Consider the following 22,890-nt stretch of genomic DNA (forward strand, 5'->3'; position numbering starts at 1 on the left):
TAGCTATTCGCTTTGCATTGTCCAAATCAAGCCCGCAAAACCGCCGGGATGGCGGTTTTCAGGATTTTTTAAATCGTTTTAAGTCGAGGCTGGCCCTAGCCCCGGAGGTCCTTGCGCAGGATCTTGCCGACATTGGTTTTCGGCAACTCGGTGCGGAACTCGACGAAGCGCGGCCGCTTGTAGTTGGTGAGATTGGCCGCGCAATGCCGCTTGACGTCCTCTTCGGTCAGGTCAGGATCCTTGCGCACGACGAACAGCTTGACGGCTTCGCCCGAATGTTCGTCCGGAACGCCGATCGCCGCGCATTCGAGAATGCCGGGATGGGTCATCGCCACTTCCTCGATCTCGTTAGGGAAGACGTTGAAGCCCGAAACCAGGATCATGTCCTTCTTGCGGTCGACGATCTTGACGAGGCCGGCGGGGTTTATGAAGCCGATATCGCCGGAGCGGAAGAAACCGTCGGGCGAAATCGCCTTGGCGGTTTCGTCCGGACGCTGCCAGTAACCGGCCATGACCTGCGGCCCGCGAATGCAGATTTCGCCGACGTCGCCGATCGCCAGGGTGTTGCCCTGGTCGTCGCGGATCTCAACCTCGGTCGAAGGGATCGGAAAGCCGATCGTGCCGGTGAACTCGGTCGAGTCGAGAAGGTTGGCGGTGGCGACCGGCGACGTCTCGGAAAGCCCGTAGCCTTCGGCGATCGGGCACCCCGTCATCTTCTGCCAGCGCTCTGCCACCGGTCTTTGGATGGCCATGCCGCCGCCGAAGGTGAGCATCAGCGACGAGAAGTCGAGCTTCTGGAATTCGGGGTTGTTCATCAGCGCATTGAACAGCGTGTTGAGACCCGGGAAGATGTTGGTCTTGTACTTGCCGAGCTCCTTGACGAAGCCGGGAATGTCGCGTGGGTTGGGGATCAGGATGTTGTTGCCGCCGGTGGCAAGGCCCATCAGCGAGTTCACCGTCAGCGCGAAGATATGGTAGAGCGGCAGAGCGCACATGAAGACGAGACTGTCCGGCCGCGGACGCGAGCGGAACGCCGTGTCGAACCAGATTTCCATCTGCGCCATGTTCGACAAAAGGTTGGAATGGGTGAGCGTCGCCCCTTTGGAAATACCCGTGGTGCCGCCGGTATATTGCAGGAAAGCGACATCGCTCGGCGCCACATTGGGTTTGGTCAGCTTCAGGCGGCCACCTTCGGCGAGCACGGACTTGAAGGAATGATGGCCGGGGATCGACCAGGCGGGCACGAGCTTCTTCACCCGGCGCACGATCAGATTGACGATCGTGCCCTTGAAGCCGAGCATGTCGCCCATCGTGGCGACCACCACATGCTTGATGCTGGTCTTGGCCGCAACCTGCTGGACCGTATGAGCGAAGTTCTCAAGCACGAAGATCGCCTTGGCGCCGGAATCGACGAGCTGATGTTCCAGTTCGCGCGGCGTGTAGAGCGGGTTGACGTTCACGACCGTGAATCCTGCCCTCAGAATGCCGAAAACGATAACAGGGTTCTGCAGGATGTTCGGCATCATCACCGCGACGCGGTCGCCCTTCGACAGCCCGCGCGCCTGCAGCCAGGCGCCGATCTTGGCGGATTCGGCATTGAGCTCGGAGAAGGTCAGCGATTTGCCCATGCAGGTAAAGGCGAAGCGGCGCGAGTAGCGCGCGACGGCATGGTCGAAGAAGTCGCCGATCGATTTGTAGGGCAGAGGGCCGATTTCGGCGGCAATGCCCGGCGGATAGGACTTCAGCCAGATCTTCTCCGGGCTGATGCCTGTTGGTTGCGTGTTGAGTTCCGCCATGACCTCTCTCCCTCTGGTCGCCACAGGCTAGCCTTGCTTGCGGCCAAAGAAGTAACCCTCCCGGTCTTCTCTTGCCGATGAAGATGATGCTTTTACGACACCTCTTCAAGCCGAGATTCGGGATTATATAACTTTGACGTAAACGTCAACTCAGCGAACAGTTAGCCGGTCTGCTTCACCAGCGTGTGAAAAAGTATGATGAGTGCCGCAAAGCCTTTGCCAGCCGGGTTTAAAGCCTGTATTGCATTGCAGCATATCCCCGTCGGAAACCGTCCGATACCACGCCGCCAGCACCCCACAGATTTGTTCCGCTGTTCGAGGCCGAACGACACAGGTCATTGCTCATGTGTGACGAAGCCTATTCTTCTGCCGTCGATTCGCGCCGAAGCCGCATCTCTGTTGCCGAGGTTGCGCTCGCCGTTGGCGGGTTCGGCATCGGTACGGGCGAATTCGCCATCATGGGCCTGCTGCCGCAAGTGGCCGATGACGTCGGCGTTTCGGTGCCGCGCGCCGGCGCCGTCATCAGCGCCTATGCACTCGGCGTCGTCGTCGGCGCACCGTTGATCGCGGTGCTTGCGGCGCGGTTTTCCCGCTTTCGGGTGCTCTTGGTGCTGATGCTGCTGTTTGCGATCGGCAATTTCGCAAGCGCCATCGCACCGGATTTCTACACGCTGGTTGCCGCGCGCTTCTTTGCCGGTCTTCCGCACGGTGCCTATTTCGGTGTGGCGGCGCTCGTGGCTGCAGGGCTGGCTGCACCCAACCAGCGGGCGCGTGCCGTCGGGCGCGTGATGATGGGCCTGACGATCGCGACCCTGTTCGGAACGCCGCTCGTTGCCTGGTTCGGTCAGGCGCTCGGATGGCGGTCGGCCTTCGCCATTGTCGGCGGCATCAGCCTTCTGACCATTGCGCTCACCTGGTCCTACGTGCCGCGCGACAAGGGCAATCCGCAGGCGACGCCGCTGCGCGAGCTTGGCGCCCTGGGCAAGCTGCAGGTGTGGCTGATGCTCGGCATCTGCGCCATCGGCTGCGGCGGCATGTTCGCCGTCTTCAGCTACATCGCTCCGGCATTGACGGACGTCGCAGGCGTTTCCGTGGCGAACGTGCCGATCATGCTGTCGGTGTTTGGCGCCGGGATGATCCTCGGCAACATCGTCGGCTCCAGGCTCGCCGATTGGGCGCTGCTGCCGGCGATCGGCATCGCGCTTGCCTTCAATATCTTCGCTTATGTGCTGTTCTATTTCACCATGGGCAATCCGTGGATCGCCATCGTCAACGTCTTGTTCATCGGCGGCGGCTTTGCCGTCGTACCGGGTGTGCAGACCCGACTTATGGACGTGTCGGGCGAGGCGCAGACACTTGCCGCAGCACTCAGCCATTCCGCCTTCAACCTCGCCAATGCGCTCGGCGCCTGGCTTGGCGGCTGGTCCATTGCCGCTGGCTATGGTTGGACTTCGACTGGTCTGGTCGGTGCCGTCATGGGGGTTGCCGGTTTCGGTATCTTCCTCGCATCGGTTTTCGTCGATCGCGCCGAGACGACCAAGCGGGCGGCGATACGTGCGGCAGAATGACTTCTGCCATCAAATGAAGCCTGAGAGCTTGCGCGCCGCTAAATTTTTCTGTCATGTCCCGCCGCTAGCGTCGGCTGTGGCCCCGAAACTACCGTAAACCGGGGGCATGGGGGCGGCACTGCATAATTTTGCGCTTAAATCGGATCGATTTAAGCGCAAAATTATGCATCAGATCCTGGTACAGCGACCTTTGCACGTCTTTGTGGGAGACGCGCGGCACTGTACAGGCTGGCAAGGCCTCGGGTTTGTTGTAAGGTCGTCTGGAGACGGAGGAATGTTGGTGCAGTTGGGCAATCGCGAACGAGAAAACCTTCCCGTAGAGCCGCGACTCTTCGGGCATGCGGCGGCGTCGCGCTCGGCTCTGGTTGGTCCGATCACCGCTGCGCGCTGGATGCTCGTCTTCGTGCTTCTGGCCGGCGTCTATTTCTTCCACGGCTTCCTCGTCCCGGTTCTGGCTGCTGTCGTCATCGGTTTTGCCAGCTGGCCGATTTATCGCCGCCTGCTGGCGGCCGTCGGCGGCAACCGCACACTGGCGGCGACCATTGCCATTATCTGCGTCGTCGCCTTCATCGTCGTGCCGATCTCGGTCGCTGCCGTCTACGCGGTCGACGAAGTGCGCGACTGGCTGGTCTGGGCGGTTGAAACCAATGCCAACGGCGCCGGCGTGCCCGTCTGGCTGACCTCGATCCCCGTCGCCGGTGCCTGGCTCGGCGAGCAATGGGTCAAATATGTCGGCCATCCCGGAGCGCTCGGCGAACTGGTGCAGCTCGTCAGCGGCTCCAACATCGGCAATATCTATCGCGGCGTGCTGGTCATCGGCGCGTCGGCGTTTCACGCCTTCCTGACGCTGCTCTTCATGCTGATCACGCTGTTCTTCGTCTATCGCGACGGACACTCCTTCTCCAAGCAGCTCGATCATCTCGGCGAACGCATCTTCCCGATGCGCTGGGAACGGCTGTCGCGCGTGGTGCCGCTGACGATCAGCTCGACGGTGACGGGCATGGGCATCATCGCCATCGGCGAGGGCATCGTGCTCGGCGTCGCCTATTGGCTGGCCGGCGTTCCCTCGCCGGTCACGCTCGGCATCATCACCGGCCTGATGGCGCTGATCCCCGGCGGTGCGCCGCTCTGCTTCACGCTGGTTTCCGTCTATCTCGTCGCCAGCGGCTCGCCGGTCCAGGGCATTGCGCTGTTTGCCTGGGGCACGACCGAACTCTTCATCGTCGACAAGACGTTGCGTCCGCGCCTTGTCGGCGGCCCGATCAAGCTGCCGTTCCTGCCGACCTTCTTCGGCCTCGTCGGCGGCGTGAAGACCATGGGCTTTCTCGGTCTGTTCGTCGGTCCGGTGCTGATGGCACTGCTCGTCGCCATCTGGCGCGAGTGGATGCGCGAAGTGACCACCGAAGCGGCACCCACCGTAAGCCCGATCATCAAGGGCTAGGGTTTTTCCAGCAAAGATGCGAAGCGGTTTTTCGCCAGGAAATGCGTAAAAACAAAGAGCTAAAGCGTTTCTGTTACTCAGTTTAAGTTGGAAACGCTCTGACGCCACCAATCCGCCAGCCGCCTTCGGACGGTGGCAGTATCCTTATCTTTTCCTTATGCGCGCGCGAAACCATCGCAATCGATAATTGACCCGCTGAGGGTGCATCATCCGGCCATAAACAGTTCCGGAGAATGCACATGTCCGATTTCCTTTTTCTTGCCGCCGGTCTCGGCGGCCTTGTCGTGTTTGCGCTCTACGCGCGCACGCTCAGCCGGCTCTAGGAGGCGTCGATGTTCGAAGCCTTCATTGGCCTCGCCGTCGCCTTTGCGCTCGCGGCCTATCTCATCGTGACCCTCGTTCGACCGGAACGGTTCTGATCGTTCAGCCGTATTTTGCGGAGAATTCCTCATGTCTATTATCGGGTGGCTGCAGATCGGCCTCCTCTTTCTCGCCGTCTTCCTCGCGATCAAGCCATTGGGCCTTTACATGGCCCGGGTTTTCGCTGGCGAGCGCAACTTCCTCTCTCCGGTTCTCGGACCCGTCGAGCGTGGGCTCTATCTCGCGGCTGGCGTCGATGCTAGGAAGGAGCAGGGCTGGCTCGCCTATACACTGTCGATGCTCGCCTTCAGCGCGGCCGGCTTCGCGCTTCTCTACGTCATCCTGCGCTTCCAGGGGTCGATGCCGCTGAACCCGCAGGGGTTTGCCAACGTCCCGCCAGACCTCGCCTTCAACACGGCGGTCAGCTTCCTCACCAACACCAACTGGCAGTCCTATGGCGGCGAGACCACCATGAGCCATTTCAGCCAGATGGCCGGCCTGACGGTGCAGAACTTCGTGTCGGCTGCAACGGGCATCGCCATCGCGCTTGCCGTCACCCGCGCCTTTGCCCGCTCCGGCGCCGCGACACTCGGCAATTTCTGGGTCGATCTGACCCACTCGACCCTCTATGTGCTGCTGCCGCTGGCAGTTCTCGTTGCACTCGCTTTCGTCGCGATGGGTATGCCGCAGACGTTCCACGCTTCCGTCAGCGCCACCACGCTCGAGGGCGTGCAGCAGACGATCGCGCTTGGTCCGGTCGCAAGCCAGGAGGCGATCAAGCAGCTCGGCACCAATGGCGGCGGCTTCTTCAACGCCAATGCGGCGCACCCGTTCGAAAACCCGAGCGCGCTCAGCAACTACCTGTCGATCTTCGCGATGCTGTCGATCACCTCGGCGCTGGTCTACACCTTCGGCCAGATAGTCGGTGACCGCCGCCAGGGCTGGGCCTTCATCGCTGCCATGGCAACGTTGCTGATCGCCGGTATCGGCGTCATCTACTGGGCCGAAAGCTACGGCAACCCGATCCTGCACAGCCTCGGCCTCGAGGCGTCTCTCGGCAATATGGAAGGCAAGGAAGTCCGCTTCGGCCAAGCGATGTCGGCGGCTTATGCCGGCGTGACCACAGGCATTTCGACCGGTGCGGTCAACGGCATGCACGGCTCCTTCACCGGCATTGGCGGCCTTGTCCCCATGCTGCTGATCCAGCTTGGCGAAGTGCTGCCGGGCGGCGTCGGCTCCGGCCTTTACGGTATGGTCGTCTTCGCGATCCTCGCCGTCTTCGTCGCCGGCCTGATGGTCGGGCGCACGCCCGAACTGCTCGGTAAGAAGATCGAAGGCCGCGAGATGAAATACGCGATGCTGGCGATCCTCATCCTGCCCGCCTCGATCCTCGGCTTCACCGCGATTTCTGCCGTCATGCCCTCGGCTGTCGCCAGCATCGGCACGTCAGGTCCGCATGGCCTGTCGGAAATCCTCTACGCCTATACCTCTGCTACCGGCAACAACGGCTCCGCGTTTGGCGGCCTCTCGGCCAACACGCCCTGGTACAACACGACGCTCGGCTTCGCGATGCTGCTCGGCCGTTTCGCCTACGCGATACCGGTGCTGGCGATAGCCGGCTCAATCGCCGCCAAGACCCGCGTTCCGGCTTCCCAGGGAACCTTCCCGACGCACACGCCGCTCTTCGTCGGCCTGCTCATCGGCGTCATCCTCATCCTCGGCGGGCTGCAATATTTCCCGGCCCTCGCGCTTGGTCCCATCGTCGAGCAGTTCGCCATGCTCTCGGGCCAGACCTTCTGAAGGAACAGACAATGTCTTCGAAACCCGTCGCCCCAAGCCTTCTCGACCCGGCGATCCTGCTACCGGCCTTCAAGGCCGCATTCACCAAGCTCGACCCGCGCCAGCTTGTCCGCAACCCGGTGATCTTCGTCACCGAGGTGGTGGCAGCCATGGTCACGGTCTTCTTCATTCGCGATCTTGCGACTGGAACCGGCACGCCGCTGTTTTCGGGCCAGATTGCCGCCTGGCTGTGGTTCACGGTGCTGTTTGCCACCTTCGCCGAAGCGGTCGCCGAAGGACGCGGCAAGGCGCAGGCCGACAGCCTGCGCCGCACCAAGTCCGAACTGACGGCCCGCAAGCTTGTCTCGGCCGAAGGCAGGGAAACGCAGACCATTCCGGCGACATCGCTGAAGGTCGGCGATCTCGTGCTGGTCGAAGCCGGGGAACTGATCCCCGGCGACGGCGACGTCGTCGAGGGTGTCGCCTCGGTCAACGAAAGCGCCATCACCGGCGAATCCGCACCCGTCATCCGTGAGTCCGGCGGCGACCGCTCCGCCGTCACCGGCGGCACGCAGGTGCTGTCCGACTGGATCAAGATGCGCATCGGCACGGCGCCCGGCGACACCTTCGTCGACCGCATGATCGCGCTCATCGAAGGCGCGCAGCGCCAGAAGACCCCGAACGAGATCGCGCTCTCTATCCTGCTCTCGGGCCTGACGCTGGTCTTCCTGGTCGCCGTCGTGACACTCTGGGGTCTTGCCGGCTACTCCGGCACGGTTCTGTCGGTCACGGTTCTTGCAGCCCTGCTCGTCACGCTGATCCCGACCACCATCGGCGGCCTGCTGTCGGCCATCGGCATCGCCGGTATGGACCGGCTGGTGCGGTTCAACGTCATCGCCACATCCGGCCGCGCCGTCGAGGCGGCTGGCGACGTCGATACGCTGCTGCTCGACAAGACAGGCACGATCACCTTCGGCAACCGCATGGCCGCCAACTTCATGCCGGTCCCCGGCGTGACGGATGCCGAGCTTGCCGATGCCGCGCTGCTGGCAAGCCTTGCCGATGAGACCCCCGAGGGCCGCTCGATTGCCGCCCTTGCGACCGGCGAATTCGGTCGTCAGACGCCAGCCGTATCGCTGCCAGCTTCCGACAAGCAGACGAGCCGCGAGGTTGTGGCTCTGGCTGTCGGTGGCGGCTCGGTTCAAACAGGTGCCTTGGCAATTGATGCCGTCGTGCCCTTTGCCGCCGAAACGAGACTGTCGGGCGTCGATTTCGGCGGACGCCGGCTGCGCAAGGGCGCCGTGGATTCGATCCTGAAGTTTGCAGGCGTTCGCGACGAGAACGTGCCGGCCGAATTCCGCCGTGCCGTCGACCAGGTCGCGCGCACCGGCGGCACGCCGCTTGCCGTTGCGGACGGCAATCGCCTGCTCGGCGTCATCCACCTCAAGGACGTGGTCAAGCCTGGCATCAAGGAGCGCTTCGCGGCACTGCGTGCCATGGGGATACGCACCGTGATGGTGACCGGCGATAACCCGGTAACGGCAGCGGCAATCGCCTCGGAAGCCGGCGTCGACGATTTCCTCGCCGAAGCGACACCGGAAGACAAGCTCGGCTATATCCGCAAGGAACAGCAGGGCGGCCGATTGATTGCCATGTGCGGCGACGGCACCAACGACGCGCCGGCGCTGGCCCAGGCCGATGTCGGCGTGGCGATGCAGACCGGCACGCAGGCGGCGCGCGAGGCGGCCAACATGGTCGATCTCGATTCCAGCCCGACAAAGCTCATCGAGATCGTCGAGATCGGCAAGCAACTGTTGATGACGCGCGGCTCGCTGACGACCTTCTCGGTCGCCAACGACGTGGCAAAATACTTCGCCATCATCCCGGCGCTGTTCATCACCACCTATCCGGCGCTGGCCGCGCTCAACATCATGGGGCTGTCGTCACCGCAATCGGCAATCCTGTCAGCGGTCATCTTCAATGCCTTGATCATCGTCGCGCTCATCCCGCTGGCGCTGAAGGGCGTCAAGTATCGCCCGGTCGGCGCCGCAGCACTCCTGCGCCGCAACCTGCTGGTCTATGGCCTCGGCGGCCTCCTGCTGCCCTTTGCCGGCATCAAGCTCGTCGACGTCGTCGTCTCTGCTCTCAATCTGGTGTAATCATGTTGAACCAACTTCGTCCCGCAATCGTCATGGCCTTGTTGCTGACTGCGATCACCGGCCTTGCATATCCCTTCGCGATCACCGGCGTTGCCCAGGCATTGATGCCGGCGCAGGCCAATGGCAGCCTGATCCGCATCGATGGCGCGATCGTCGGCTCCGATCTGATCGGGCAGAACTTCACCGCCGACAAATATTTCTGGCCGCGCCCCTCCGCGACCGGGCCCGAAGCCTACAACGCCGGCGGCTCGACCGGATCCAACCTCGGCCCGACCTCGGTCAAACTGAAGGACCGGGTTGCCGCCGACGTCGAGAAGCTGCGCGCCAGCGGTATAACAGGCGAGATCGCCGCCGATGGCGGCACCGCGTCCGGCTCCGGCCTCGATCCGCATATTTCGCCGGCTTTCGCCCGCGAGCAGGTGTCCCGTGTTGCCAAGGCCCGCGGGTTTGCGGAAGCCGACGTGGCGAGCCTGGTCGAACAGGCGACGGAAGGTCGTCTGCTCGGGATCATAGGCGAGCCGCGCGTCAATGTGCTAGAACTCAACCTCGCTCTGGATGCCCGGAGAAGCTGAGTGTGAAGCCTGAGATGCGGCCAGAGACGCTGCCAGAGACCCTGAATGCCTGAAACCGACCGCGAATCGAAAAGCCGTCCGGACCCGGACGCACTGCTGGCGCTGGCCGGGCAGGGGCGAAAGGGGAAGCTCACGGTTTTTCTCGGCGCAGCCCCCGGCGTCGGCAAGACCTACACGATGCTGACGCGGGCGCGTCGGTTGAAGGCCGATGGCGTCGACATCGTCATCGGTCTGGTGGAAACCCACGGGCGCGGCGAGACCGCCGCGCTCGTCGAAGGGCTGGAGATACTGCCGCGCCGCGATGTCAACCATCGCGGCCGTGTGCTTTCCGAATTCGATCTCGACGCGGCGCTCGCCCGCCGTCCGCGGATCATCGTCGTCGACGAACTGGCGCACAGCAACCCCGAGGACAGCCGCCATCCGAAGCGCTACCAGGATGTCGAAGAGTTGATTGCCGCCGGCATCGACGTCTGGACGGCACTCAACATCCAGCATCTGGAAAGCCTGTCCGATGTCGTTGCCCAGATCACCGGCGTTCCGGTGCGCGAGCGGGTGCCCGACACGGTTCTCAGCCGTGCCGATGACGTGCTGCTCGTCGACCTGCCGCCGGCCGAACTGATCGAGCGGCTGAACCAAGGCAAGGTCTATCTGCCTGACAGCGCCAAGCGCGCGATCGAGCGCTTCTTCCGCCTCGGCAATCTGACGGCGCTACGCGAGCTGGCGCTGCGGCGGACGGCCGACCGCGTCGACGACCAGATGGTCGACTATCTCAAGCAGAACGCCATCGAAGGCCCCTGGGCGAGCGGCGAACGTCTGCTGGTGTGCATCGGGCCCGACCCGCTGTCGGAAAAGGTCGTGCGCACCGCCAGCCGCCTGGCCTCGGGGCTGAATGCGCCATGGATCGTCGTCTTCATCGAGCGGGCCGACCGCGAAAGCGGCGATGGCGAAGCGGCGCGACGGCTTGACGAGACTTTTCGCCTGGCCGAACAGCTCGGCGCCGAAACCCGCCGCATCGTCGGCAACGATTTCGTCGAGGAGATCCTCAAGCTCGCCCGTCGCGAGCATGCGACGCAGATAGTCATCGGCATCAGGCGCCAGCGGTTCCCGCTACGGCTGTTCCGGCAATCGCTTCCCGACGCGCTGGCCGAACGCATCACCGGCGTCGGCATTCATCTGGTTACCGACAAGGAGCAGCCGCGTCCGAAAAGTCGCCTGAGCGTCAAGCGGCAAATGCCGGAGGGCTTCGGGCGGGCGCTCGCGATCGCGGCCGTCACCGTGGCGGCGGCGACTGCACTTGGCGTCCTGATCGAGCGCTTCATCATCCTGCCGAATATATCGCTGCTGTTCCTGCTGGCGGTGCTGGCGTCGGCGACCTATGCCGGCCACGTCGCGGCGATCGCGGCTGCCCTGTTTTCGGTTCTTGCCTACAACTTCTTCTTCATCGATCCGGTCGGCACCTTCACGGTCGCCGAACCGCACGAAGTCTTCGCGCTGTTCATTTTCCTGGTCGCGGCTGCGCTTGCCGGTAGTCTGGCCTCCCGGGTGCGCGAACAGGCGAAATCAGCGCGACGCCGTGCCGCGGCGACGCAGGCGCTCTACGATTTCTCCCGCAAGCTCTCGGGTACCGCCAATGTCGACGATGTGCTCTGGGCGGCGGTGACCCAGATGCAGACGACGCTGAAGCGCAATGTCGCGCTGCTGTTGCCGGAGGAGGGCGATCTGCAGCTCAAGGCCGCGTGGCCTCCGGACACCGAGCTCGATGTCACCGATACCATGGCAGCGCGCTGGGCGATGGACAAGCAGGAGGCGGCCGGCAACGGCACCGGTACGCTGCCGAACAGCCCCTTCCATTTCCGACCGTTGACCAGCCCGCATGGCGTCGTCGGCGTCTGCGGTTTCGCCCAGGCCGGCAAGCCGCTGGAGATCAACGAAGAGCGGGCGCTCGCCGCCATCCTCGACCAGACGGCGATCGCCATCGACCGGGCGCGCCTTTCGCGCGAGAGCCTCGATCACGCCGCCAAGCTGGAGGGCGAGCGGTTTCGCGCTGCCTTGCTGTCATCGATCTCGCACGATCTGCGCACGCCGCTTGCCACCATCACCGGCGCCGTCACCAGCCTGCGCCAGCTGGGCGACCGCATGCCGCCGGAAAGCCGCGACGACCTGCTGCAATCGATCGAGGAGGAGGGCGCACGGTTGACGCGTTTCGTCGCCAACCTCTTGGACATGACCCGCATCGAAGCGGGGACAGTCAATGCCAAGCGCGACTGGGTGGATGTCGCCGACGCCGTGCGGGCAGCCGTCGATCGGGCGCGTAAGTATTTTCCGGACCGTGAGATCGAAACCAGCATCGCGCCCGAACTACCGTTGATGCGCGGCGACAGCGTGCTTCTCGGCCAGGTGCTCTTCAACCTGCTCGACAACGCCAACAAATACGGCGGCGAGGAGCCGGTCAGCATCTATGCCAGGCGGGACGGCAACGAGATTGTGCTGTCGGTCACCGATCTCGGCAAGGGGATTGCTCACGGTGATCTCGAACACGTATTCGAAAAATTCTTCCGGCGGGGCAAGGTGGATGGCCGCACGCCGGGCACCGGCCTCGGACTGTCGATCGCCAAAGGCTTCGTCGAGGCCATGGGCGGCCGCATCAAGGCTGAGAGCCCGGCTTTGAGGCGTCGCGGAACGCGCATTTCCATGCGTTTTCCCGCCGCCGAAGCAGAAATTTCTGAAAAGGACCGTGCATGAGCGTGGAGCGCATCCTCGTTGTCGACGACGAACCCCAGATCCAGCGTTTTCTGCGACCGGCGTTGAGTGCCGCTGGCTATGACGTGCTTGAGGCGCTGACGGGCACCGAGGCGCTGAAGGCGGCGGCGACCACCGCGCCCGATGTGGTGATTCTCGATCTCGGCCTGCCCGACATGGACGGCAAGGATGTGATCGCCAACATCCGCGCCTGGTCGCAGGTGCCGATCATCATCCTGTCGGCTCGCGACCGCGAGAGCGAAAAGATCGCTGCCCTCGATCTCGGCGCCGACGACTATATCGAAAAACCTTTCGGCATCGGCGAGCTGACGGCGCGCATCCGGGCAGCGCTTCGCCACCGCATCCAGATGGAGGGCGGCCACACCCAGCTCTCGGCCGATGGCGTGGCGATCGATACGATCAAGCGGCTGGTGACGCGCGACGGCGAGCCGGTGCGTCTGACGCCGAAGGAGTATGATCTGCTCGTCATGCTGGCGCACCATGCCGGACGCGTCGTCACCCACAAGACGCTGCTGACCTCGGTCTGGGGCGCGGCGCATGGAGAGGACCTGCATTATCTGCGCGTCTTCATCGGCCAGTTGCGCGGCAAGATCGAGCGCGATCCGGCCGACCCGAAGATTATCCGCACCGAGCCTGGTGTCGGTTACCGCTTCGTCGGCGACGACGACTGAGGCCGACCGGTTTTTCCGGTCGGCCCTCGAAACGTCCACTCAGTTGATCACCAGCGGCTTCGGTTGGTCTTCGGACAGCGTGTCGCCGACCACCTGCCGCTTTTTCGTCGGGCGTGGATTCTCGATGATGCTGACCGGCGCGGACAGCGTTGTCGCAGCGACGTTGCCGACGCCTCTGGCTGTGCCGGCGACGACGGCCGCAATGCCCGTGCCGACCGAAATGTTGGAATCGGTCAGAGTCTGGCCCTTGATCAGCCGCTGGCCGATCAATTGCACGATCTCCGGGCTTTCGGCGAACTTGCCGTGATGCAGCCCGTCATCGGTCTCAACCTTGGTCAGGTCGATGGCGGTGATGCCGGATTTCTCCAGGTCCGTGCGATAGGGTTCCTTCGATGGGTCGATGGCGCCGAGCCTAGAAACGTCACCGGAAATGAAACTCGAAAGCGCGAGCGCACGGTCGTCCTGCGAGACGAAGATCGTGAACTTCGGTTTCTTCTTGCCCATCTCCACCCATTGCTTGGCAAAGACGTCGAGGTCGATATCGGGAGAGGCTAGGATCACGTTCTGGATCTTCGAGGGGACGTTGCCGTCGCGAATACCCATCTGCCTGAGCGATTCCATCGTCAGCCAGGTGCCCACGGAATGGGCCAGGATGGTGATGTCCTTGACATCAGGCGCGTCGGCGAGGATGCGCAGCGTATCCTCGAGTGCGGTGCGCGAGTAGTTCGTGCTTTCCTTGTCGTAATTGTATTCGAACACATTGGCGCGCGACGGCCAGGTGAACAGGATCGGCGTTGTCTGGGCGCCGGAATCATGGATGATCTGCGCAAGCCGGAAGACGGAATCCTCGTAGCGGTTGTTGAAGCCGTGAACGAAAACGAAGGTGTGGCCGCCGACACTGTGCTGCCTGAACCAGGCCTTGCCGTCGGCAAGTGTGTCGAGTTCCCGCACCCGCGTTACCGCAAAGTCGGTCGCCGGATTGGGCGGCAGCTTGCGCGGCCATTGCACGGTGCCGGGCTTGCGCACCGAATCCGGAGGGATCGATACCGAAACATCGGTCATGAAGGTGTTGACGTCTCTTTCGCCTGAAAACAGAGTCGCAGGATCGCCGGAAGGCTGCCGGGTCGTTGCGACCAGCATGTCCACCTGTGAGGTTTTCGGTGTTTGTGCCGTCAGGGCGACCGGCGTCATCACGCCCTTGGGCTTGCCACCGCACCCGGCAAGCCCCAGCGAGAGGACAACGGGGAGGATGATCGTCATCATTGCCGGCATCCGCGCCGTCGAGATCTTAATACGCGCATTCTCAATCATCGGCGCCCCACGCAGAAACAAAACGAGCCGCATCAGACTGTGCTTTCGCGACGGCGCGATGACAGCATTCCGGGCCGGCGGATGCAAGCGGGTACTTCCCGGGTTCTCGCGTTATGGTGGCGCTGTGCAGATAGCGGCTGCTTAGGCGGCGGCCCAGCCGGCGGACCTTGGCGCTTCTCGCAGGCGCCGATCCGTGCTAGGAGCGCGGTCAAAGGGATAACCGAAGCTCTGCCTCGAAACCCGGTGTGCAACCAGTCGCCACACCGGGAAGACCTTTTCCGATCGTGGCGTCCACCGATCGGGAAAGGCAACATGAACATCCCCCTTCTTCTCCTCGCATTGGCGACCTTCGCCACCGGCACGGCGGAAAATCTCGTCATCGGCATCCTGCCCGATGTGGCGTCAGGGCTCGGCGTCTCGATCGGCCTCGCCGGGCAGCTGACGTCGGTCTTCTCCGTGACATTCGCGTTGGCGGCGCCGGCAGCCCTCATGCTGACGGCGCGCCTGGAGCGCAGGACCCTGCTTTTAGTGACGCTGGGGCTCTTCATCACAAGCAACGTCGTGGCCGCTGCCAGCCCGAATTACGGCGTCCTGGTTGCCGCCCGCATCGGCATGGCGGCCGCGAGCGCAGCGTCTTTATCGGCCTTGAGCTGTTTGCGGCCTGCGTGATGTTGGCATGTGGCTGGTTCGTACCGGGGGGCGGTCGGTCGAAGCCGGCGCACGGTGGCTCCTATGCCGGCCATCTGCGCTCGCTACCCTGCGTCTGCGCGCAGCTCGTGTCGGTGCTGATGATCGGCGGTCACTTCATCCTGTTCGCCTATCTCGCACCCTATCTGGCCGAGATCGTCGGGATGCGGGGCGATGAGGTCGTCACAGCCTTTTTCGCCTTCGGCGTGGCCGGCGTCTGCGGTGGATATCTCGGCGGCCGGTTCAGCGATGCCGTTCCGCCGCGGCTGGCGATCCGGTTGACGCCGCTCGCCTACCTGCTTGCGCTGATCGCCGTACCCTTCATGTCCGAGATGCGCCTGCTGTTCCTAGTGGTGATGATGCTGTGGGGCTGCATCAGCTGGATGATTTCGCCCGTGGTGCAGAGCTTTCTGATCAGCCAGAGCCCCGAGACGGCGGAAGCCGGCATCGGTCTCAACCTGTCGGCGATGCATGTCGGCGTCGGGCTGGGCACGGGCATCGGCGGTCTGCTTGTCGAAGCGGCCTCGCCATCTGTGCTTCCGGCCGCAGCCGCGATTCTGGCGGGCCTTGCCGTGGTCGCGGCATTCGCGCGACATGGCGTGTGCCAGCGCCGGAAGGGGCCGATCGCCAGCCGGCGGCGTGAGCGAGCGGTCGACAGCGCCGCGCGTCTTATTAGACGCGCAAAGGTCGCTGTAGCACTTTGAATTGCTGCATGTCTTTTGTCCTTAAATCGAATAGGATTTAAGGAAACATGCAGTAGGCTGTCGTTTGACTGCAGATCAGGATGTGGCGCCGGGTAGCGGCAGGTTGAGCGCCGGGCCGGGGCTGACGCCGTGCTGTCGGCGGACCTGCCGCGATGCGCTGCCGTCGAACAGCGACATTGGCAACGTCCCTGTCAGGATCCAGCGATAGGGCGAGCCGGCATCCGGTTCGCGCGATTGATGCGGTATCGACGCCAACGGCAGCACGTATTCCGGACGGCGCAGGCCCGCGTCCTTGTTTCCGAGCCAGGTGAGCACGACAAACACCTCGCCGCCGATCTCCAGCGCCGACAAGGAACAGGTCCGGCCGGAGACATTGGCCTGGACGGCATCCTCGTGAACTTGAAAACGGCTGACTTTAAGCGACATCGATCGGCTTCCTCGAAATGGACCTCTTGCCGGCCGCTCATGCGTGGCAAGACGAGCTGACCTTCGGCCAGCTTCAGACTTTCATCCCGCTACAGTGCTCATTTCTTTGAAGGAAAATGGTGCCGCTTAGCAGACTCGAACTGCTGACCCCATCATTACGAATGATGTGCTCTACCAACTGAGCTAAAGCGGCCCTGAGGCGGTTCCGCGAAAAGTCCGCGGAACGAAGTGTGAGGCGCTGATAAACGCAAAGCGCCAAGATTTCAAGCCATCAGTTTCGAGAACTTGAAAATTCCTTGTTGGCGGCGATCGTGGGGGCGGGGCGGAGCCCGAGGCGGGCGCGCGCGGCGTCGTATTCGCGCTCCCACCGATCGACCATATGCGCGACCGAAGTGACCTCGCGGACCGCGCCGATGCCCTGGCCGCAGCCCCAGATGTCCTTCCAGGCCTTGGCGCCCTCGGTGGCCTGGGCGAAGTCCATCTTCGACGGGTCGGCTTCCGGCAGGCTTTCCGGGTCCATGCCAGCCGCCAAGATCGATGGCTTCAGGTAGTTGCCGTGAATGCCGGTGAAGTAGTTGGAATAGACGATGTCGGCGGCATTGCTGTCGACGATCATCTGCTTGTAGGCGTCGCTGGCGCGCGCTTCTTGCGTGGCGATGAAGGGCGAGCCGATATAGGCCATGTCGGCGCCCATCGCCTGGGCTGCCAGGATGGCGCCGCCATTGGCGATCGCGCCGGAGAGAAGCAAGGGGCCGTCGAACCAGGAACGGATTTCCTGGACGAGGGCGAAAGGCGAGAGCGTGCCCGCATGGCCGCCCGCGCCCGCTGCAACGGCGATCAGGCCGTCGGCGCCCTTGCGGATCGCCGAATTGGCGTGGCGGTTGTTGATCACGTCGTGCAGCACGATGCCGCCGTAGGAATGAATGGCGGCGTTGACCTCGGGCACGGCACCGAGCGATGATATCACCACCGGCACCTTATACTTGATGCAGAGCATCAGGTCCTGTTCGAGGCGGGTGTTGGACTTGTGGACGATCTGGTTGACGGCAAAGGGGGCAGCCGGACGGCCGGGGTTCTTGGCGTCGTGGTCGGCCAGCGTTTCGGTGATTTCGGCAAGCCACTCGTCGAGCTGCGATTGCGGGCGGGCGTTCAATGCCGGGAAGGACCCGACCACTCCTGCCTTGCACTGCGCGATCGTCAGTTTGGGATGCGAGACGATGAACAAGGGTGCGCCGACAACAGGCAGTCTCGTCGTTCCGGAAAGAATTGGCGGCAGCGACATCGAGTTCTCCATCCCATGAAATTTTTGACGTTTGCGTAAACGTCAAAATAGATAGCAGCAAGTTGCGCGCTTGCAAAGATGCGGATTTTCGAAGCGAAGCGACGGTTCGGAAGCAGTTTTCCCCGCCGTTGCCGGGGCTGCCGGCGCGTCGGACTTGCGGATTTTGAAAGCAGCGGTTACGCAATTGTTAACAAAACCAACGGCGTGCATCCGGAATTAACCGATAAGAGCTTGCGGATGATGAAAAAGGCACCGATCGAATGCCGAGCGCCGGCGGGGGCTACTGCATAATCCTTTAAATCGGATCCGATTCAGGGATAGGATTATGCAGCAGATTTAAGGCGTTACAGCGTCCTTTACGCGTCATATTTGACGCGCGGCGCTGTAAGGCCCGGTGTGCACAGAAGGATTTGACGTGAGCGGACTCGAAACTGCAATCCGAAATGCGCTGGAGCGCTCCGACAGAACCAACGCCGAAACGCGGGCGCGCATCTATCAATCTGCGCGACAGGCGCTGGAAACCGGGCTGCAGAAGCAGGGAATCGAGGATCAGAACGTCGTCGCCCAGCAGCGCCATCGGCTGGAAGCGGTCATCCATGCGATCGAAACCGAGGAGCGCGCGGCGTTGAAGGCACGCCCGGCGCCGACCCCTTCGGTCAGCCTCGACGACGCGGTCACGCCACGCGATACAGCAACGAGCAGGCCCGAGCTGCAGCCGTCCGCGCCCGCTAGCGGCCGCCGCGAGCCGGCTTTCGCCGGCCAGGCACCGCGCGATGCGCCGAATGACGGTGGGCTTGGCAGCCTTCGCGCCGACCGCGATGGCCCCGTTGTCTCGACGGCAGCGGCCGGCGAGGTCGCGGCCAGGCAGTCGCATGAAGGCCGAGGCGCAGTTGCGCCGGAAGCGCGCGCGACGGACGGTCGCAAGCGTCGACGCAAGCGGGGGCGTCTGCTTTCGCTCGCCATGGTCGTTGCGACGCTTGCCGCCGCGGTCGTGGCTGCCGTCTGGTGGGTCGAGACCAACAATCTGCTGCAGTCGCCGGCCGCGCGCGATACCAATGTCGCCAACCCGCCGGCAACAGTGGCATCGCAGGATTTCGACGGTGCCGCCGGTCTGCAGACCCTCGGTGCCCAGGAAGGCTTCACCGGCGACTGGGTCGAGGTGTATGCGCCCGGCAAGACAGGCGCGATCACGCCCGGCCCGCAGGCGACCGCCGAACAGGTCAACGACGATGGCGGACCGCGCGCCCTGCTGACATCTGGGAATGCCGATGCCGACGGTGACGTGACCATCGAGATCCCGGCCGCGATCCTGGCCGAGCTTTCAGGCAAGACGTCGACACTGGCGTTGACCGTCCAGGCCGCACCTGGCAAGTCGACCGAGTTTGCGGTGGAGTGCAACTTCTCTTCGCTGGGCGAGTGCGGTCGCCACCGTTTCACCCTGCATGACGAACGGGTCGACATGCTGTTCAAGGTCACCTTCGATCGCAGCCTTGCGCCGAGTGCTGCCGGGCAGATCGTCATCAACAGCGACATCAGCGGCGGCGGCAAGGGCATGAACCTTTACGCCATCCGCGTCCTGCCGGGTCAATAATCCCAACGCAGGTGGGTATAGACCGACGGGCGGCCGGCTGACGCTAAAGCGCGTCCCGATCTCAAGTGTTCTCTTGTTGCGCTTTACAGCGCCGCGCGTCTTTTCTTGCGCATGTCGTTGTCGCAAAATCGCTGCGCACTTTTGCGCGACAGGCCGCGGGCCTATTTCAGGAAGCCGGGGCCCGAGCCGATGATCTTGTCATCGACCTCGCCGATGGCGTCCTTGTCCTTGCCCTCATAATCGAGCTTGGAAAGCATGTGCCGAATGAGGTTGAGACGGGCGCGCCGCTTGTCGTTGCCACGCACCACGGTCCATGGCGCCTGGTCCGTATGGGTCTCTTTCAGCATCTGGTTGCGCTTATCGGTATAATCGTCCCATTTGTTGAGTGCGGCGATATCCATCGGCGACAGCTTCCAGATTTTCAGAGGATCATGGCAGCGGTCGTGAAAGCGCTTGAGCTGCATCTCGCGGCCGATGTTGATCCAGAATTTGAAGAACTGAATGTCTTCGTGCACGATCATCTTTTCAAAGCGCGGCACCTGCTTCAGGAATTGCTCGTGCTGCTCGGGCGTGCAGAAGCCCATGACCGGCTCGACGCCGGCGCGGTTGTACCAAGAGCGGTCGTAGAGAACGAGTTCGCCTGATGTCGGCATCGTCGCGATGTAGCGCTGGAAGTACCATTGCCCACGCTCGGTTTCTGTCGGCTTCGTCAGCGCGACGACGCGCGCCCAGCGGGGGTTCAGGTTGCCGCTGGTCGCATGGATCGCGCCGCCCTTGCCGGCCGCGTCGCGGCCCTCGAACAGGGCGATGATGCGCTTGCCGGTTGCCTGCTGCCAGAGTTGCAGCTTGACCAGTTCGATCTGCAGCTTTTCCAGCGTCTTCAGGTATTCATCGTCGTCGAGCTTCTTCTTGTAGGGGTAGTCGTCGGAGGAGAACGCGGCCTCGTCGATCCACTTCGGCAATTCGGGATTGTCGATGTCGAAGAGCCGCTTCTTGCCGCCGATATCGAGTTCTACCGCCCGGCTTTCGGTCTTCGTTGCTGCCTGCGTTGACGCCATTTGGTCTTCCTCCAGCCCGAGCGATTTCCTGTGAGGAGGCCACAATTGCATTGCGGATTCAAGCGCGTCGTGAAAATCATGTCATGAACGGTCGCTATCTCTCGACCATTTAGGGTCGGGAGGAAGACAAAGTGATTCATGAGGATATCGTGCTGGACGGTTCCAAGGCGTTCTGGCGGATGCTCGTGCCGCGACTGAAGGCAGAACGTTGGCTCCTCGGCCTGACGGCGCTGCTCGCCGCGCTTGCGACCGTCGCCGGCATTCATTTCCTCGTCGTGCTGCCGTTCTGGATCGTGCTTGCCGCAGCCCTGCTCAACCGCAGCGCGCCTTCGGTGCTACCGAAGGCCGCAAAAGCGGCAAAGGTGGCCGCGGTTGCGGGCGCGGCCAGCGACGCCCTGATCCCAGCCCTGAACGCGCTCGATATGCCGGTGCTGGTGGTGGCTGTCGATGAAACGGTCGTCTTCCAGAACATCGCTGCCGAAAAGGCTTTCGGCACCATCCCGCCCAACAGCTATCTTGCCGCCCGCGTTCGCTCGCCCGGCATTCTCGATATGGTCCGCGAGACGATCGCGACCGGCAAGATCAACCAGATCGAGCACACCGAGCGGCTGCCGTCCGATGCCGTCTATGTGGTCCGGGTGGCGCCAGCCGAAATCGGTGGCGATGGCCCATGGCGCCGGATCTTTCTCTTGACCTACCGCGATATTTCGCAGGCCCGCCGCATCGATCGCATGCGCTCTGACTTCGTCGCCAACGCCAGCCACGAGTTGCGCACGCCGCTGGCGTCGCTGCGCGGCTTCATCGAAACCATGCAAGGCCCGGCGCGCAACGACGCGAAGGCGCAGGAGAAGTTCTTCGGCATCATGCACGAGCAGGCGACGCGCATGAGCCGCCTCGTCGACGACCTCCTGTCGCTGTCGCGGCTGGAGCTGAAATCGCACATCGCGCCAGACGATACGATCGATCTGCGGCCGCTGCTCGGCCATGTCCGCGACAGTCTTGCTCCGCTTGCGGGCGATCTTGACGTGACGATCACGCTGACAATGCCCGAGACGCCTGTGGTCGTTCAGGGGGATCGCGACGAACTGATCGAGGTTTTCGAGAACCTGATCGAGAATGCCTGCAAATACGGCCAGGAAGGCAAGAGGGTCGATGTCGAGCTTTCCGGCGACGACGGCGGGCAGGCGGAGGTCGTGGTCAGAGACTACGGCCCCGGCATTCCGGCCGAGCATGTGCCGCGCATCACCGAGCGGTTCTATCGCGTCAATGTGGAGGCCAGCCGCTCGAAAAAGGGCACCGGTCTCGGCCTTGCGATCGTCAAGCACATCCTGACCCGCCACCGCGCGCGGCTCCTGATCCACTCGGAGTTGGGCAAGGGCACGGTGTTTACCGTGCGCTTTTGACATATTGGCGCGGGATAATGCCGCTGTGTTCATTTTTCATTATTATTTTCAATGACATGAGCTGTCATAAATGTTTCGCGAAACTGACATAAAAGGTGTGGCTATCGGCGGCTAGTTAGGGGCAGCCGATCAAACGGCGAAGAGCGCTGCAACGCTTGGCGCACTCAACACCAGCCCATTCCGGGAGAACTTTTATGAAAGCTCTTAAACTCACCGTAGCGGCGCTTGTCGCATCCGCCGCATTCGCCGGCGTGGCTGCCGCGCGCGATCAGGTTCAGGTCGCCGGCTCCTCGACCGTTCTTCCCTACGCAAAGATCGTCGCCGAGACGTTCGGCGAAACGTTCCCGGACTTCAAGACCCCGGTTGTCGAATCCGGCGGCTCCTCGGCCGGCCTGAAGGAATTCTGCAAGGGCGTTGGCCATGATACCATCGACATCGCCAACTCCTCCCGCAAGATCAAGGACAGCGAAGTCGAGGCCTGCAAGGCCGCCGGCGTCACCGAGATCCAGGAAATCCAGATCGGTTATGACGGCATCGTCTTCGCAACCGACGCCGGCAACGCCGACCTCGCCCTGAAGCCCGTTGATCTCTACAAGGGTCTGGCTGCCGAAATCGTCGTCGACGGCAAGCTCGTTGCCAACCCTTACAAGAAGTGGTCTGAAGTCAACTCCGCTCTGCCGGACGCCGACATCGCCGCCTTCATCCCGGGCGAAAAGCACGGCACGCGCGAAGTCTTCGAAGAGAAGATCCTGGCCGCAGGTTGCAAGGAAGCTGGCGCCATTGACGTCATCAAGGCCGCCGTTGCCGATGAGAAGCAGCAGCACAGCAAGTGCGTCGCAGTCCGCAAGGACGGCATGGCTGTCGACATCGACGGCGACTACACCGAAACGCTGGCCCGTATCGCTGCCAACAAGAACGGCATCGGCGTATTCGGCCTGTCCTTCTACGAAAACAACGCCGACAAGCTGAAGGTCGCCACCGTCAACGGCATCGTTCCGTCGACCGAAACGATCGCTTCCGGCGAATACCCGGTTTCCCGCCCGCTGTACTTCTACGTCAAGAAGGCACATCTCGGCGTTATCGCGGGCCTCAAGGAATATGTTGAGTTCTTCCTCGACGATCAGATGATCGGCCCGGAAAGCCCGCTTGCAGAATACGGCCTCGTCGCTGCTCCGGACGCCGAGCGCGAAGAAGTTCGCAAGGCTTTCGCAGCCGGCAACATGCTCTGATACTGACAAGCCCCGGCGCGATGGTCTCGCGCCGGGGCATGCCTCCATCCGAACTGCCGGCAGCGCATTGAGCGTCACGCCGCGGAGACGTGC

At 63.0% G+C, this 22,890-nt stretch carries 18 protein-coding genes and 1 tRNA gene; 13 read left to right on the top strand and 6 right to left on the bottom strand.

Annotation, left to right across the window (positions count from 1 at the left end):
• Positions 1-95: 95 nt before the first annotated feature.
• A complete protein-coding gene (locus C6558_RS02130; RefSeq protein ID WP_025425781.1) occupies positions 96-1,796 on the bottom strand; it encodes a long-chain fatty acid--CoA ligase in 1,701 nt (566 codons plus the stop codon).
• 344 nt (positions 1,797-2,140) lie between these two features.
• Here C6558_RS02130 and C6558_RS02135 point away from each other — a divergent pair, with 344 nt between their 5' ends.
• The 8 genes from C6558_RS02135 (at position 2,141) to C6558_RS02175 (ending at position 13,106) form a co-directional block, all read left to right on the top strand.
• A complete protein-coding gene (locus C6558_RS02135) occupies positions 2,141-3,364 on the top strand; it encodes an MFS transporter (protein ID WP_025425782.1) in 1,224 nt (407 codons plus the stop codon).
• Positions 3,365-3,644: 280 nt separating this feature from the next.
• Positions 3,645-4,805, top strand: a complete 1,161-nt coding sequence (locus tag C6558_RS02140) for an AI-2E family transporter (protein ID WP_025425783.1) — start codon at positions 3,645-3,647, stop codon at positions 4,803-4,805.
• A 332-nt stretch (positions 4,806-5,137) separates the two neighbouring features.
• Positions 5,138-5,224 carry a K(+)-transporting ATPase subunit F gene (kdpF, locus tag C6558_RS41505; protein WP_063963209.1) on the top strand — a complete coding sequence of 29 codons (87 nt, stop codon included), beginning with the start codon at positions 5,138-5,140 and terminating at the stop codon, positions 5,222-5,224.
• A gap of 31 nt (positions 5,225-5,255) precedes the next feature.
• Positions 5,256-6,965, top strand: a complete 1,710-nt coding sequence (gene kdpA / locus C6558_RS02155) for a potassium-transporting ATPase subunit KdpA (RefSeq protein ID WP_025425784.1) — start codon at positions 5,256-5,258, stop codon at positions 6,963-6,965.
• 11 nt (positions 6,966-6,976) lie between these two features.
• On the top strand, positions 6,977-9,103 hold the full coding sequence (kdpB, locus tag C6558_RS02160) for a potassium-transporting ATPase subunit KdpB (RefSeq protein ID WP_025425785.1): 2,127 nt from the start codon (positions 6,977-6,979) through the stop codon (positions 9,101-9,103).
• A gap of 2 nt (positions 9,104-9,105) precedes the next feature.
• Positions 9,106-9,675, top strand: coding sequence for a potassium-transporting ATPase subunit KdpC (gene kdpC, locus C6558_RS02165; RefSeq protein WP_025425786.1), 570 nt, complete (start codon positions 9,106-9,108; stop codon positions 9,673-9,675).
• Positions 9,676-9,720: 45 nt separating this feature from the next.
• A complete protein-coding gene (locus C6558_RS02170; protein WP_025425787.1) occupies positions 9,721-12,417 on the top strand; it encodes a sensor histidine kinase KdpD in 2,697 nt (898 codons plus the stop codon).
• Complete coding sequence (locus tag C6558_RS02175) at positions 12,414-13,106, top strand: response regulator (protein ID WP_025425788.1); 693 nt, start codon at positions 12,414-12,416, stop codon at positions 13,104-13,106. The genes C6558_RS02170 and C6558_RS02175 overlap by 4 nt, the downstream gene beginning before the upstream one ends.
• Before the next feature lie 39 nt (positions 13,107-13,145).
• On the opposite strand, the gene C6558_RS02180 is transcribed toward C6558_RS02175, so the two are convergent.
• Positions 13,146-14,369, bottom strand: coding sequence for an alpha/beta hydrolase (locus tag C6558_RS02180; RefSeq protein ID WP_225906200.1), 1,224 nt, complete (start codon positions 14,367-14,369; stop codon positions 13,146-13,148).
• 360 nt (positions 14,370-14,729) lie between these two features.
• Between C6558_RS02180 and C6558_RS40590 the strand changes: the two genes are divergently transcribed.
• Together C6558_RS40590 and C6558_RS40595 are read left to right on the top strand one after the other, a co-directional pair.
• Positions 14,730-15,086, top strand: a complete 357-nt coding sequence (locus tag C6558_RS40590; RefSeq protein WP_051509151.1) for an MFS transporter — start codon at positions 14,730-14,732, stop codon at positions 15,084-15,086.
• Entirely contained in the window at positions 15,086-15,808 is a 723-nt protein-coding gene (locus tag C6558_RS40595) for an MFS transporter (protein WP_051509152.1), read from the top strand. Before C6558_RS40590 ends, C6558_RS40595 begins: the two co-directional genes overlap by 1 nt.
• 75 nt (positions 15,809-15,883) lie before the next feature.
• Here the strand turns inward: C6558_RS40595 and C6558_RS02190 are convergent, their stop codons facing one another.
• The 3 genes from C6558_RS02190 to C6558_RS02200 form a co-directional block, all read right to left on the bottom strand.
• On the bottom strand, positions 15,884-16,234 hold the full coding sequence (locus C6558_RS02190) for a hypothetical protein (RefSeq protein WP_025425790.1): 351 nt from the start codon (positions 16,232-16,234) through the stop codon (positions 15,884-15,886).
• A 117-nt stretch (positions 16,235-16,351) separates the two neighbouring features.
• A tRNA-Thr gene (locus C6558_RS02195) sits at positions 16,352-16,427 on the bottom strand.
• Positions 16,428-16,505: 78 nt separating this feature from the next.
• Positions 16,506-17,516, bottom strand: a complete 1,011-nt coding sequence (locus C6558_RS02200; protein ID WP_025425791.1) for a nitronate monooxygenase family protein — start codon at positions 17,514-17,516, stop codon at positions 16,506-16,508.
• Between the two features lie 415 nt (positions 17,517-17,931).
• On the opposite strand from C6558_RS02200, the gene C6558_RS02205 reads away from it, so the two are divergent.
• Entirely contained in the window at positions 17,932-19,107 is a 1,176-nt protein-coding gene (locus C6558_RS02205; protein ID WP_025425792.1) for a hypothetical protein, read from the top strand.
• Positions 19,108-19,268: 161 nt separating this feature from the next.
• On the opposite strand, the gene ppk2 is transcribed toward C6558_RS02205, so the two are convergent.
• The gene (gene ppk2, locus C6558_RS02210; RefSeq protein WP_025425793.1) at positions 19,269-20,165 is read right to left on the bottom strand and encodes a polyphosphate kinase 2; all 897 of its coding nucleotides are present in this window, start codon (positions 20,163-20,165) and stop codon (positions 19,269-19,271) included.
• A gap of 131 nt (positions 20,166-20,296) precedes the next feature.
• On the opposite strand from ppk2, the gene phoR reads away from it, so the two are divergent.
• Together phoR and C6558_RS02220 are read left to right on the top strand one after the other, a co-directional pair.
• On the top strand, positions 20,297-21,568 hold the full coding sequence (phoR, locus tag C6558_RS02215; protein WP_025425794.1) for a phosphate regulon sensor histidine kinase PhoR: 1,272 nt from the start codon (positions 20,297-20,299) through the stop codon (positions 21,566-21,568).
• 194 nt (positions 21,569-21,762) lie between these two features.
• Positions 21,763-22,797 carry a substrate-binding domain-containing protein gene (locus tag C6558_RS02220; RefSeq protein WP_107026820.1) on the top strand — a complete coding sequence of 345 codons (1,035 nt, stop codon included), beginning with the start codon at positions 21,763-21,765 and terminating at the stop codon, positions 22,795-22,797.
• Positions 22,798-22,890: the final 93 nt, after the last annotated feature.

The sequence above is a fragment of the Ensifer sp. NM-2 genome (assembly GCF_003024455.1).
GTDB lineage: Bacteria > Pseudomonadota > Alphaproteobacteria > Rhizobiales > Rhizobiaceae > Ensifer > Ensifer canadensis.